The organism is Streptomyces guryensis (assembly GCF_021261325.1).
GTDB classification, from domain to species: domain Bacteria; phylum Actinomycetota; class Actinomycetes; order Streptomycetales; family Streptomycetaceae; genus Streptomyces; species Streptomyces guryensis.
On sequence record NZ_JAJSBI010000015.1, the window covers coordinates 17,848 to 31,568 of the forward strand.

Sequence of the window (13,721 nt, forward strand, 5' to 3'; positions counted from 1 at the left end):
ACCCCGGTCGGCGGGGGTACGGGCCGCGCACATGGTTCAGGTGGTGACGGTCTGACGGCGGTCGGCCGCGTACGCCATGGCGTGCTGGACCACGCCGATGAGGACCTCCTTGGCTGACTCGCGGTCGCGGGCGTCGCACAGCAGGAGCGGTACGTCGTCGTCCAGGTCGAGGGCCTGGCGGACGTCGTCGGCAGGGTAACGGGCCGAGCCCTCAAAACAGTTGACGCCGACCACGAAGGGTATGGAGCGTCGCTCGAAGTAGTCGACGGCGGCGAAGCAGTCCTCCAGGCGACGGGTGTCGGCGAGCACGACGGCGCCGAGGGCACCCTCGGAGAGCTCGTCCCACATGAACCAGAACCGCTCCTGCCCGGGTGTGCCGAACAGATACAGCACCAGGTCCTCACGGAGGGTGATACGGCCGAAGTCCATGGCCACGGTGGTGGTGTGCTTGCCCTCCACCCCGCTCGTGTCGTCAACGGGCCGTCCGGCCTCGGTGAGCAGTTCCTCGGTGCGCAGCGGCCTGATCTCGCTGACCGCGGCGACGAGGGTGGTCTTGCCCACGCCGAAGCCGCCGGCCACCAGGATCTTGAACGTGACGGGCTCCACCGGAGGCTTCCCGCGCTCAGAACGCCCGAAGATCATCGATCTCTTCTCCTGCTTGCTGGGGGTGGGACGACGGCGGTCCGTAGCCTCCGCCGCCAGGGGTTTCGATGACGAGTACGTCGTCGGGGCCGACGTCCGCCGAGTCGCTTCCGCCGAGCGCGGTGACCGTACCGTCCGCATGCTCCACCCGGTTGGCGCCCAGCGCACCGGGCTCGCCCCCCGCCATGCCGTAGGGCGGGACCCTGCGGTGCTGGGAGAGCGTGGAGACCGTCATGGGCTCGTGGAAGCGGATGCGGCGCACCGCACCGTCCCCGCCGGGCCAGCGGCCGGGGCCGCCACTGCCGTACCGGACGGCGAACTCGTCGAGCCGTACGGGCAGCCGCCACTCCAGGACCTCGGGGTCGGTGAGCCGCGAGTTGGTCATGTGGGTCTGTACTGCGGGCGCTCCGGGGAAGCCGTCGCCCGCGCCGGAGCCGGAGGCGACGGTCTCGTAGTACTGGTGCCGTTCGTTACCGAAGGTGACGTTGTTCATGGTCCCGGATCCTTCTGCCTGGACGCCGAGGGCGGCGTAGAGGGCGCCGGTGATGGCCTGGGAGGTCTCGACGTTGCCTGCGACGACCGCGGCCGGCGGTTCGGGCGCGAGCATGGAGCCGGGCGGGACGACGATGTCGAGAGGGCGCAGGCAACCGTCGTTGAGGGGGATGTCGTCGGCGACGAGGGTGCGGAACACGTACAGGACGGCCGCGTTGACCACGGCGAAGGGGGCGTTGAAGTTGCTGGCCAGTTGGGGGGAAGTGCCGGTGAAGTCGACGGTCGCGCGGCGGTTTTCGCGGTCCACGCGCACGCGTACGCGGATGACGGCCCCCGAGTCGGTCTCGTAGACGTACTCGCCGTCGTCCAGGGCGTCGACGACCCGTCGCACGGCCTCCTCCGCATTGTCCTGGACGTGCTTCATGTACGCCTGCACCACGTCGAGTCCGAAGTCCCCGATCATGCGGGCGACTTCGTCGACGCCCTTCTGGTTGGCGGCGATCTGGGCGCGCAGGTCGGCGAGGTTGGTCTTGGGGTTGCGGGAGGGGTAGGGCGCCTCGGTGAGCAGGCGGAGGGTCTCCTCCTCGCGGAAGCGGCCGTTCTCGGCCAGCAGCCAGTTGTCGAAGAGGATGCCTTCCTCGTCGATGGTCCGGCTGTTCGCGGGCATGGAGCCAGGGGCGATGCCGCCGATCTCGGCGTGGTGGCCGCGGGAGGCGACGTAGAAGAGGATTCGGTCACCGTGCGTGTCGAAGACGGGGGTGATCACCGTGACGTCCGGCAGGTGGGTGCCGCCGTGGTACGGGTCGTTGACCGCATAGGTGTCACCGGGCCGCATCGAGGTGCGCCGGCGCCGGACGACCTCTTTGACGCTTGTCCCCATGGAGCCCAGGTGGACGGGGATGTGCGGCGCGTTGGCCACCAGGTTTCCGTCCGGGTCGAAGAGGGCGCAGGAGAAGTCGAGCCGCTCCTTGATGTTGACGGACTGGGCCGTGGACTCCAGGCGGGCGCCCATCTGTTCGGCGATCGACATGAAGAGGTTGTTGAAGACCTCGAGGAGAACCGGATCAGCTTTTGTGTCGAGTTCGGAACTCTCCGTAATCGCCGAGCGTTCCATGACCAGATGCCCGTCGTCTCGTGCCACGGCCTGCCAGCCGTCGTCGACGACGGTCGTCGCACTGGCTTCGGTGATGATCGCGGGGCCGGTCACGGTTTCGCCGGGAGGAAGGTCCTCGCGGCGGTGGAGGGGGACGTCGCGCCAGGCGCCGCCGGTGTGGAGCCGGACGGTCTCGGGCGTGGCCGAGCAGCCTGCGCGGGCGGCTCGGTACGGGGCGAGGACAGAGAGATCGGGGGGATCTGTGATGCCGGTGGCTTCGACCGAGAGGGCTTCGACGACGATCGGGCGGTCGAGCGTGAAGGAGTACGTGGCGCGATGACGCTCTTCGAAGGTGTGACGCATTGTGGCGGGCTCGGTCAGCTCGACGGTGAGGGTGGTGTCCGTGCCGTCGTAGCGCAGCTGTGCGCGGCGGGTGACCTGGATGCGGTCCTCGGGGATGTCCTCGGCGAGGAGTTCCGCGCGGGCCGCTTCCGCCAGGTCGTCGGCCGTCTTGAGAACGGCGGGCATGGACGCGGGCTCCAGGGGTGTCTCGACGGACTGTTCGCGCATGGCGGTGGTGTCGGCGAGGCCGATGCCGAGCGCGGACAGCACGCCCGCCATGGGCGGTACGAGGACGGAGCGGATGCCGAGCGACTCGGCGACCTTGCACGCGTGCTGGCCGCCCGCGCCGCCGAAGGTGGTGAGGGCGTAGCGGGTGACGTCGTGGCCCTTCTGGACGGAGATCCGCTTGACGGCGTTGGCGATGTTGGCGACGGCGATCTGCAGGTATCCCTCGGCGACCTGCTCGGGGGTGCGGTCGTCTCCGGTGCTGGTGCGGATCTCGCGCGCGAGGGCGGCGAAGCGGGCGCGGACGAGCGCCGCGTCGAGAGGCTGGTCGCCGTCCGGGCCGAACACGCTGGGGAAGTGGGCGGGCTGGATCCGGCCCAGCATGACGTTGGCGTCGGTGACGGCGAGCGGGCCGCCGCCGCGGTAGCAGGCAGGTCCTGGGTCCGCGCCCGCCGAGTCCGGCCCTACGCGGTAGCGGGAGCCGTCGAAGTGGAGGACCGAGCCGCCGCCGGCTGCGACGGTGTGGATGTCCAGCATGGGCGCGCGCAGCCGGACGCCGGCGATCTGCGTGGTGAAGACGCGCTCGTAATCGCCCGCGAAGTGCGAGACATCGGTGGAGGTGCCGCCCATGTCGAAACCGATGACGCGGTCGAAGCCGGCCAGCTGAGACATCCGGGCCATGCCGACGATGCCTCCGGCCGGCCCGGAGAGGATGGCGTCCTTGCCGCGGAACTGCCCGGCCTCGGCAAGTCCGCCGTTGGACTGCATGAACATCAGCCGTACGCCGTGGAGTTCGTCGGCGACGTGCTGGACGTAGCGGCGCAGCACGGGCGACAGGTAGGCGTCGACGACCGCGGTGTCCCCGCGCGGCACGAGTTTCATCAGCGGGCTGACCTCGCTGGACAGCGAGATCTGCGGAAATCCGATGCGGGCGGCCAGCTCCCCCACGGCCTGCTCGTGAGCGGGGTGCAGATGGCTGTGCATGCAGACGACTGCGACGGCGCGGATGCCGTCGTCGTACGCCTCCTGGAGGGGGGCGAGGAGGGCGTCCAGGTCGGGGGCGCGAAGGACGGTTCCGTCCGCGGCGATGCGCTCGTCGACCTCCACGACCCGCTCGTGGAGCAGTTCGGGGAGGTCGATGCGGCGGGCGAAGATCTGCGGGCGGTTCTGGTAGGCGATGCGCAGCGCGTCACGGAAGCCTCGGGTGACGACGAGCAGCGTACGTTCGCCCTTGCGTTCCAGGAGCGCGTTGGTGGCGACCGTCGTCCCCATGCGGACGGCCTCGATGGGGTCCCGGGAGCCGTCCAGCAGTTCGCGGACGCCGGCGACCGCTGCGTCGGAGTATCGCGCCGGATTCTCCGACAACAGCTTGTGCGTCAGCAGGCGGCCGTCCGGGCGCCGAGCGACGATGTCGGTGAACGTGCCGCCTCGGTCGACCCAGAACTGCCAGCCTGTCACGTCAGTACCCCGCTTCCGCGCCTCTCACAGTGCCCGGAGGCCGTTGATCACGTCGCGCAGAATACTCTCGTCCGGCAGTTCGGCAGGGGGTACCGGCCGCGTCACATGGACGAATTCCCCTGCGACGAGGTCACCGACGAGGACACGCACCACTCCGATCGGCAGATCGAGTCCGGCGGCGAGTTCGGCGACCGACTGGGGGGCGTCACGGCACAGATCGACGATGTCCACGTGTTCCGGGGACAGCGTCGCGTCGGCGTCCGGATCGTCCGACTGGGGCTCCGAGACGACCACCGCGATCAGGTCGAGGCGGTGCTGGCCCGCACTGGTGGTGCGGCCGCGGGTCATCGCGTACGGACGGACGACCGGTCCGGCTTCGTCGTCGAACCAGTGGCTTCTTCCCTGACCGTCAGCGCTCATGACATCCCACTACCCGCCTGCGGGCAGATCGGTGCGCGGAGCGGCGCCCAGATGCACGCCGACCCGCTTGACGAGGAGCGTCATCTCGTAGGCGACCTGGCCCACGTCCGAGTCGGCGTCCGAGAGGACGGCCAGGCAGCTGCCGTCGCCGGCGGCCGTCACGAAGAGGAAGGCGTCGTCCAGCTCGACGACGGTCTGCCGGACGTTGCCTGCCTCGAAGTGCCGGCCCACGCCCTTGGCCAGGCTGTGGAATCCGGAGGCGACGGCTGCGAGGTGCTCGCTGTCCTCGCGGGTCAGGTCCTTGGACACACCCGTCGGCAGGCCGTCGCCGGAAAGGACGAGGGCTTTGCGGATGCTCGCGACGCGGTCCACCAGGTCGTCCAGGAGCCAGTTGAGCTCCCCGGACCTGCCTGTGTCGGTGTGGCCGCTCGCCTTCGGTGCGGTCATCGACCGTCCCCCTTTGTCGTTCGTTGTGGTGCTGTGCCGCTGTGGGCGTCGTCGCCCGCGGCGTTCTCGTCGCGGCCGCGCTGCCAGCCTCGCTGGAGCGAGGCCATACGGCTGCGTACCTCGTCGGCGTCCCGCTCCACGAGTTCCGGGCCGTCTTCCGTGCGCCGCTGGGCGCTCTGCTTCAGCTGCGGGGCCAGGTTGGCCTGCCGTACGCGGCGAGGCAGCGGGCCCGTGCCGGGGCCTGGCTCCTGCCGTGCCGAGCCGGGGCGCGGGCCGGCGGCGCCCTGGCCGCTCGGTGCAATCGCGGTGGGGCCACTTCGCATGGGAAGAACCGGGGGCTGCGGGCTCTCGCCGCGGCCCTCGCGCTGTGGTGCCGTGGATGCGTCGCGTCCAGCTGGGTGGTCGGCCCCGCCCGCGCCTGGGCGCAGCGGTGAGGCACCGCGCCGACGGGTGGGCAGCGGTGGCGCGGATTCCTGGTCGGGCCGGTCCGCACCTCGCCCGGTCGGCGGCTCCTCCGCCCGGCGAAGGGAGGGCAAGGGTGCGGCGGCATCCGGCTCGGGTCGTCCCCCACCCGTCAGCGGCTCATCGGCGGCGGTCTCGCGCCACGACCGCTGCTCGGGGACCGGGCGTCCGTGCGAGCTGACCAGCTTGGGCGTACGGCGGCGAGGCAGCGGGACCGGCGCACCCATGTCCGCGTCGGCGTCGCCGCGGGCCGGTTCGTGGTGGTCCGGCTCGCCATGGAGCTGACCGCCACCGGCGCCGGTCGTCTCGTTCTCCGCGAGCGCGATGGAGCGGCGGGGGCGGAAGAGTCCGCCGCGTTCGCTGTCCTCGTCGTCGAGCGCACCGGGGAAGTCCCCGATGGCGTCGAGGTCGACCGGTGCTTCCAGTTCGACCGGCCCGTCCAGGAGCCCGGCGGGCAGACCGGGAAGCTGCACCGGTGTCCGGGAGAGCGCGTTCCCGTGCCGCTCCTCCAGCTCGGCCTCCTTCGAGTGGTGGGGCCGGTCGAGGCGGAAACCGATGCCGTTGGTGTCCGGGACGTCGTCCGTCAGCAGCGCGTCGGGGACGAAGAGGACCGCGGTGGTGCCGCCGTAGGGAGACGGCTGGAGGGAAACTCGGACGTTCTGCCGCTGGGCGAGCCGACTGACCACGAACAGTCCGAGCCGGTCGGTGTCGGACAGCTCGAACTCCGGTGTCTCGGCGAGCCGGAGGTTGGCGTCGAGGAGGGCGTCGGCCGCCATGCCGAGGCCGCGGTCGTGGATCTCCAGAGTGAAGCCGTTGGCGACCCGCTCGCCCAGGACCTGGACGGCCGTGTGCGGCGGGGAGAACACCGTGGCGTTCTCGAGGAGTTCGGCCACGAGATGGGTCAGGTCGGCGACGGCGGGACCGGTGACGGCGATCCGCGGCAGGCGGCGGACCTCGATGCGTTCGTAGTCCTCGACCTCGGCGACGGCGGCCCGGACGACGTCCATGAGCTGGACGGGCTTGCGCCACTGCCGGGACGGGGCGGCGCCGGAGAGGATCACGAGGCCCTCGGCGTGCCGTCGCATACGGGTGGTCAGGTGGTCGAGGCGGAACAGGTCGGCGAGTTCGTCGGTGTCCTCGGTCCGGCGTTCCATGGTGTCGAGCAGGGTGAGCTGTTTGTGGAGCAGGACCTGGCTGCGGCGGGCGAGGTTGACGAACACCTCGGAGACTCCGGCGCGCAGTTCGGCCTGTTTGACGGCGGCCTCGACGGCGGCACGCTGCAGGGTGTTGAGGGCCTGGCCGACCTCGCCGATCTCGTTCCTGTCGTACTCCAGGCGGGGGACCTCGGTCTCCACGTCGACCTGTTCGCCCGCGGACAGGCGCCGCATGACGCTCGGCAGCCGTACACCGGACGCCTCATGGGCCTCCAGGCGCAGCTGACGCAGGTCGCGGATGAGAGTGCGGCCGATACGCGCCGAGACGACGAGCGAGACCAGCACGGCGGCCAGGCCCAGGACGCCGGCGACGGCCGCCTTGACGATGACGTTCATCGCGACCGGTTGCACGCGGCCCTGGAGGCGGTCGCCGGCCTGGTCGTCGAGGGTGGCGAGCTCGGTGAGGACACCGTCCGCGTCGGCGTCCCAGCTCTTGGCACTGACCGAACGGGGCGTGCCGGCGCCGGAGTCGATGACGGACTGCTCGGCCGAGCGCAGCGGGGCGCTTGCGGCGTTCTTCCAGAACCGGTCGTAGCGTCCACGCTCCGCCGACGGGAGCACCGGCAGGCTGATGTCGTACAACTGGGTGCGCTGTGCGGCCAGGTCGGAGACCTCGCGGATCTCCTCGCGGGTGAGCTTGCCGACCACCAGGGAGGAGCCGAGCAGGGCGTCCTCCCGGGAGAGGAGTTCGCGGGCGCGGCTGATGTTGACGAGGGCGCGGGCCTGGCGGTCCATCTCCACGTTGTCGACCGCGTTGAGGGCCGCCAGGAAGGAGTAGCAGGGGTCCACGAGACGGTTGTAGAGGTGGAGGGCCTCGGCGCGGGTCACCGTGCCCTGCTCAGTGCTGCTGCGCAGGGAGTCGACGCCGTCGAAGGCGTCCAGTACGGCGGTGAGGCGTTCGTCGTCGCCCGCGTTCAGTCCGTCGCGGACGTCGGGGTCTTTCGCGTTCTTGCGGACCTTGGCGATGGCCTCGTCGGAGGCGTGGCGGGTGCTGCGGAGAGCGGCGAGCGCGTCCGCAGCCCGCGGGTCGGCGAGATAGACAAGAGTCTGGCGGCGTTCCTGCTGGAGGACGCGGACGGTGTCCTCGATGGGATAGCCCATGTCCTCGACAGCGGTCGACGCCTGGAACAGCTGAGTGACCGCCCGTCCCGTGAGTACCGTGGCGAATCCCCAGATCGCGGTCAGGGACACCAGCGGCACGAGAAGCAGCGCCACGATCTTCCGGCGGATCGACTTCCCGCGAAAGCGCATGGCCTCCCCCAGCTCGACCCCCACCGGCCGGGGGTACACATGTGCGTCAACAAACGGCGCGAGCCTACTACCGACGCACGGTTAACTCGAAGACCCGTCCGGAGGCTGAACTGCCGCACTGGTTCAGCGAGATGCGGAGTTGTCCGGGCATTGCGGGAGATTGCCGCCCGCGTTCGTGCAGACACCACCCGTGCGGATCCGGCCGGTGGGGGCGGCCAGTTGGCCGGAATTTTTCGATTCCTGGGAATCTTCGGAGCGCGTTGTTCGTCCTTCTCTTCGGGAAACGGGGGCGGAATCGGCCACACGAGCCGCATCCCGCAACCGGGCGGCGTAAAACAGCGCAAGCCGGGCAACCACTGGGGAGCCGTGTGTTCGGACACGGACGGGGGGTCTGCCGGCGGTGGGGAGTGACACGTTGATGGGCACGGTGGAGCGGAACGAGGCGGCCACGGCGGGCGATGCGGCGCACCTGACGGTGCGGCAGAGCCCCGAGGCACTGGATCACGACATTCCGGCGCAGAGGGCCGGGACCGGCCCCGCTGGGCGTGTCACGGCTGAGGAGCAGCCGTACTACCGGCCCTTGTGGGTCGAGGAGTCCGCGCCGCGTCGCAGAATGCCCGATCCGGTGCGTACGGCCGCGGTGCGCGCGGTGCTGATCATCGCCGTGACGCTGATGCAGGCGATGGTGGCGTTCCTGTGCACTCTGGCCGGATCATGGCTGGCGTTCCCCATGGTCCTCAGCAGCGTGGCGAGCACCGTGGCGGCGACATGGGCTGCACTCGACGTCTGGGTGACCCGTCAGGTGTGGAACCAGCGCAACGGCGTGGTGTCGGTCCCGAGCAGCACCGCTCGCGCCCTGCGGCGCGAGCGGCGAAAGACACGGCGACAGGCGCGGGCCGCGCAGCGGGCCCAGGCGCGGATACGCCGGCGGGGCGGAGCGGGGCAGCTGTCGCACCCCTGAGAGATCCGGCCCCTGAGCGGTCCAACCCCAGAGATCCGAGTCGCGGGACGCGGTCGCTCGCCCCTAGGGGGTCGCTGACGCCGGGCGTTTGAACATCCGTGTCGCCGTGATCTCGCTGTGCACGGCGGTCTCCTCCGCCTGGGGCTGCTGCGGCAGTCCGGGGCGGAGGTGTTCCTCCACGCTGATGTACTTGAGGCCGGCGCGCAGGTCGGCATCGTTCCGCAGCCGGATCACCAGTGGGAACTCCGCCAGCGCCGTCGTGTCGAACAGGCCGGTGGTGTAGAGGAGTTGGACACCCAACGCGTCCGACACAGCCCGCTGCAGCTCCAGCAGATAGGTCGCGTTGGCGCGGCCGATGGGGTTGTCCAGGAACAGCGTGCCCGCGTGCCGGTGCTTGTCGCGGCCCCGGTCGTTCGAGCGCAGCGCGGCCATCGTGCAGTAGAGGGCGATGGCCGCGGTGAGCAGCTGGCCGCCGGAGAACACGTCGCCCATCTGCCCGACGGGCACCCGCTCGGCGCGCAGCACGGCGTCCGGCTTGAGGATCTCGACGGCGACCCCCTTGGGCTGAAGCGCCGCGCCCACGCCCCGCAACAGCAGGGACATACCGTCGCGCCGCAGGTCGGAGTTCTTCTTCACGGCCGCCCGGGTCGCCTCGTCGATGACCTCGCCGAGCCGCTCGGTGAGCGTGGCCTGGTCGGGCTCCTCGAAGCGGATGCGCAGGAACTCCTGCCCGGACCACTCGCCCAGCCCCTCCGGCAGCCGGGACAGCCGCTGGGCGGACCGCAGGGTGGCCAGTGCCGACTCCACGAGCCCGCGCAGCCGGTCCACGATCGAGTCCCGGTTCCGCTCCAGCTGCACCAACTCGTCGGTGAGGACACGCAGTCGGGGCGCGAACGCGTCCGCCCACTTCTGGGCGTGCTCGGGCAGCGCGGAGGCGGGCAGCTCACGGATCTGCTGCCGCGCCGGGGTGCGGACCTGCTCGTAGCGGGTGGAGTTGGCATGCCGCACGAGCACATCACTTGCCTCACGTACGGCGGCCTCGGCGGCTGACAGGTCGGCTGCGCAGCCGCGCAGGGAGCGGCGGGCCTCGGCGGCGGACTGCCGGGCCTCCTCCAGGCTGCCGGGATACGGCTCCGGCTCCTCCTGCTCCTCGTCCAGGGCGTGTTCGCGCAGCAGGTCGCGGAGCATCGCAGCGATCTCGTCGAAGCCGCCGGCCGCGTCCTCGGCGGCGCGGTGGGCGTCGAGGAGCTCGGCGTGCGCCTCACGGGCCTGACTCAACGCCTCGGTGCGGGAGGCCAGTTCGGTGGTGGCCGTGCGCAGCAACGCATGTGCGTGCTCGGCGTCGCGCGGCTCGAGTTCCGCGGGCAGCTCGGTGTGCGCCTCGCCGTCCTCGGGCGCGTGCCGCTCGGCCTCGCCGCGCAGCCGTCCGAGCTGCTCGCTCGCGGTCGACATCCGGGTCTCCAGGAGCTGCACCAGCTCCTCGGCCCGGGCGGCGGCCGCCTGCCGGGACGGTCCGTCGGAGCCGTCCGGCGACTGCAGCAGTTGCTCCGCGCGCGTCCGGACCCTGTTGCTGAGGCGGTCCAGTTCGGCGCGGGCCGCGCTCTCGTCGCTCTCCGCGCGGGCCTGTTCGGCGCGCAGATCGGCGCCTACGCCGACCTTCTCGTAGAGCTGGGAGGCGGCGCGGTAGGCCTCGCGGAGTGCGGGCAGCGAGGACTTCGGGGCCGCCCCCTCGTCCTCGGGTACGTCGTCGGGGGCGCCAGCGATCTCCGCGCGCTCGGCGCGCAGTGCCCGTGCGGTGCGGCGGGCGTCGTCAGCGGCGCGCTGGGCGCCGCGGCGGTCCTCGTCGGCGGCGCGGGCGCGCTCCAGGCAGGCCTGGGCGCGGGCCTCCGACTCGACGCCGTCGTCGGCCAGTTCGCGCAGTTTGACCTGCCAGCCGACCCGCTCGCGCAGCCGGTAGGCGAGCCCGGCGAGGGCGTCGGCCGCGCGCCGGGCCTTCTGCGCCGCCTCCTGCCGCTCGTCCCGCAGTTGCGCGGCCTCGGCGGCGACCTCGTCGGCCTCGGCCCGCACCGAACGCGCCTCGGCCAGCTCGGCCTCGGCCTCCTCGGCGAACGCTCCGGCGTCGTGCGCGGCCCGGGCCAGCTCGACGAGCCGCCCAGCCGGGCAGCCGGTCCGCCAGGAGGCGAGTCGCGCCGCCAGCTCCCGGTCCTTGCCGAGGCGCGCGGCGAGCGTCCTGATCTCCTCGTCCCGCTCGGTCGCCCGCGCGCGCAGCGCCTGCCGTTCCTCGTCCGCGGCATGCTCGTCGTGCATGGCGGGGTTCGGTGGTACGAGGAAGACGTTGCTGTCGCCCGAGTCGGCGCTCGGGGTGGGGGCGAGCAGGGCGGCGGCGGTACCGACGGCCACGGCGGACCGCGGCAACAGCGCCGCCTCGGTGAGGGCCTCGCGGGCGCGGGCGTGTGTGTCGGGATCGGTGATGATCACGCCGTCGACGAGCTCCGGCCGCGCCGCGAGCACGCGTGCGTGGTCGGCAGGGTCCACCGCCTGGGCGAGGTAGCGCCAGCCGGGCAGCGCCGGGATGCCGTGCTCGCCCAGGTACTCCACGGTGGCCAGTACGTCCGGGCCGGGCGGCAGCAGCCCGCCGTCACCGAGCGCGCCGAGGATCCGCGCATCGTCGGCCGCCGCGGTCCGCAGCTCGAACAGCTGCCGCTCGGCGGAGGACACGGAGCCGTCGAGCAGCTCGCGCAGCTCGTCGGCGAAGCGGTCCAGCTCCTCGGGGGTGAGAGCCGCTTCGTCGCTGTCCGTTTCGTGACGGGGGTGCGGGACCGACGGCCGGGGATCCGGGAGAGCCGGCCTGGTGTCCTTGCCAGACAGGCTCAGCAGCTCCGCCAGCCGTTCCTCTGCGGCGAGCGACTCCGCGATGCGGTGCTCGGCCTCGTACGACCGGCGCGTCGCCGTCGCCGCGTCCGCCGCGCGGGCCGCCGTCAGCTCGGCGCGGGACTCGGCGGAGGCCGCCTCGCGCGCGTGCTCCGTGGCCCTGTGCGAGGCCTCACGTGCCGTGTCCCAGGCGGCGACCGCCGTCTTCTCGGCGTCACTGGCCGCGAGGGCGGCACGGGCCGGGTCGGCGTCGGGTGCGCTGTCGTCGAGCCATCCCGCACGCACCGCCTCGGCCGTCTCCTGCTCGACTTCGGTGAGGCGCTGCCGCAGGTGCCCGATCTCGCTGCGGGCTCGCTGGGCCTCCGTGGCGGCGGCGGTCGAGTCCCGGTGGGCGACCTCGCCGACCTCCTGCAGCGCGGCGGAGCGCTCCTCCTCCTCGTTGGCGAGGCGCTCGGCGCTCTCCGCGGCCGCGTACAGGGCCCGTACGAGATCCACGGCGGCCTTGGCCCGGGCGGCGAGCGCCGGAGCCGCGTCCCGCTCGGCCTCCTGGATCGCGGCGGCCACGCGCGCGACGCGGTCGGCGGCGGCGCGGTGGCGCAGCACGGCCTCGGCGGCCTGCCAGGCGGAGTGCAGGGTCCGCGCGTCGGCGAGCTCGCGCTTCTGCCCGGCGGCGGACTTCTCGGTGGCGGCGAGCGCCAAGGAGGCGTTCCGGTAGGCGAGTTCGGCGGCGATCAGCGCGCTGCGCTCCCGGCCCGCCTCGGAGTGCGTGACCGCGTGGGCGGCGGCGGTGACTCGCTGTGCGAGGTCAGCGGCCCTCACCTGCTCCCGCACACCCCGCGCGGACAGCCGACGGGCCAGGGTGCGGGTGCGGCGTTCGGCACCGGCGTGGATGTCACGCGCGCGTGCACGGGCCTCGGCGGCCTCGACGATCCGCCCGAGCAGGTCGGCCGACCCGGCGGTGAAGTCCCGTTCGGCGATCAGCTCGGCCCGGCGGCCCAGCTTGTTGCCGAAGCCGCTGACCAGGTCGGCGAGCCCGTCGGTGTCCCGGGTGTCGGTCACGGCGCGCAGCAGCAGGTCGGTGAAGTCGGAGTCCTTCTTGACCGCGAAGAGGCCGGCCGCCTCGCCCTCGTCGGCGTTCATCTCCCGCTGGTAGCGGAAGAGTTCGGGGTCGAGGCCGAGGTCGCCGAGGTGCTCGATCCAACGGTCGTGGATCTCCTCCCAGTGCACCTCCAGGTGCGGATACGCCTTGCCCGCCTCGGTGAGGGCGTCCCGGAAGCCCTTCATGGTGCGGCGGCGGCCCTGTGCACCCGACTGCCCCTCGGCGACCGGCCGTACGGCGGTGGCCTCGGCGACGGGCAGGTTGTCCAGGGACAGTCCGGGTCCGGGCCGGAAGGAGTACCAGGCCTCGGCGAACTTCCGCGGATCGTTGGAGACTTGCCGTCCTCGCCACTCGCTGACCTTGCCGACGACGACGCACTCGCCGGTCAGCGTGTGCTGCCACTCCAGGGCGACGTGTCCGCAGTCGTCGGCGAGCAGGAATTTGCGCAGCACGCCGGAGCTGGCGCCGCCGAGGGTGTTGCGGTGGCCCGGCAGCATCACCGAGAAGATCAGCTTCAGCAGGACCGACTTGCCGCCGCCGTTCTCCAGGAAGAGCACGCCGGCGGGCGCGGGGCGGCGCGGCGGGCCGAGGGGCTCCTCCTCGAAGAACTCCGCCTGGGTGGGTGCGGGGTCGGGCACGGGCTCGCCGACGCCCCGCAGGTCAAGCACGGTGTCGGCGTAGCGCGCACCGGCTGGGCCGATGGAGTAGAGGCGGACCCGGGACAGCTCGTACATGGCGGACTCT

General features: G+C 72.1%; 7 protein-coding genes. 1 reads left to right on the top strand and 6 read right to left on the bottom strand.

Annotated features, from left to right (window positions below; genetic code table 11):
- Positions 1–36: 36 nt before the first annotated feature.
- The 5 genes from LJ657_RS27255 to LJ657_RS27275 are packed head-to-tail and all read right to left on the bottom strand — an operon-like array spanning position 37 to position 8,046.
- Positions 37–642: a GTP-binding protein gene (locus LJ657_RS27255; protein ID WP_232651401.1), complete on the bottom strand. Its 606-nt coding sequence runs from the start codon at positions 640–642 to the stop codon at positions 37–39.
- Positions 623–4,252: a hydantoinase B/oxoprolinase family protein gene (locus LJ657_RS27260; protein WP_232651402.1), complete on the bottom strand. Its 3,630-nt coding sequence runs from the start codon at positions 4,250–4,252 to the stop codon at positions 623–625. The genes LJ657_RS27255 and LJ657_RS27260 overlap by 20 nt, the downstream gene beginning before the upstream one ends.
- A 24-nt stretch (positions 4,253–4,276) precedes the next feature.
- Positions 4,277–4,672 carry a DUF742 domain-containing protein gene (locus LJ657_RS27265; protein ID WP_232651403.1) on the bottom strand — a complete coding sequence of 132 codons (396 nt, stop codon included), beginning with the start codon at positions 4,670–4,672 and terminating at the stop codon, positions 4,277–4,279.
- Between the two features lie 9 nt (positions 4,673–4,681).
- Positions 4,682–5,119, bottom strand: coding sequence for a roadblock/LC7 domain-containing protein (locus tag LJ657_RS27270; protein ID WP_030946644.1), 438 nt, complete (start codon positions 5,117–5,119; stop codon positions 4,682–4,684).
- Entirely contained in the window at positions 5,116–8,046 is a 2,931-nt protein-coding gene (locus LJ657_RS27275) for a nitrate- and nitrite sensing domain-containing protein (RefSeq protein WP_232651404.1), read from the bottom strand. Before LJ657_RS27275 ends, LJ657_RS27270 begins: the two co-directional genes overlap by 4 nt.
- A 418-nt stretch (positions 8,047–8,464) precedes the next feature.
- Here LJ657_RS27275 and LJ657_RS27280 point away from each other — a divergent pair, with 418 nt between their 5' ends.
- Complete coding sequence (locus tag LJ657_RS27280) at positions 8,465–9,007, top strand: hypothetical protein (RefSeq protein ID WP_232651405.1); 543 nt, start codon at positions 8,465–8,467, stop codon at positions 9,005–9,007.
- A 63-nt stretch (positions 9,008–9,070) separates the two neighbouring features.
- Here LJ657_RS27280 and LJ657_RS27285 read toward each other — a convergent pair whose 3' ends face one another.
- A complete protein-coding gene (locus LJ657_RS27285) occupies positions 9,071–13,711 on the bottom strand; it encodes a hypothetical protein (RefSeq protein WP_232651406.1) in 4,641 nt (1,546 codons plus the stop codon).
- Between the last annotated feature and the right edge of the window lie 10 nt (positions 13,712–13,721).

Coding starts and splice junctions, on each gene's coding strand:
- LJ657_RS27270 (WP_030946644.1), bottom strand. CDS start 5,119: ATGACCGCACCGAAGGCGAGCGGCCACACCGACACAGGCAGGTCCGGG.
- LJ657_RS27285 (WP_232651406.1), bottom strand. CDS start 13,711: ATGTACGAGCTGTCCCGGGTCCGCCTCTACTCCATCGGCCCAGCCGGT.
- LJ657_RS27275 (WP_232651404.1), bottom strand. CDS start 8,046: ATGCGCTTTCGCGGGAAGTCGATCCGCCGGAAGATCGTGGCGCTGCTT.
- LJ657_RS27255 (WP_232651401.1), bottom strand. CDS start 642: ATGATCTTCGGGCGTTCTGAGCGCGGGAAGCCTCCGGTGGAGCCCGTC.
- LJ657_RS27265 (WP_232651403.1), bottom strand. CDS start 4,672: ATGAGCGCTGACGGTCAGGGAAGAAGCCACTGGTTCGACGACGAAGCC.
- LJ657_RS27280 (WP_232651405.1), top strand. CDS start 8,465: ATGGGCACGGTGGAGCGGAACGAGGCGGCCACGGCGGGCGATGCGGCG.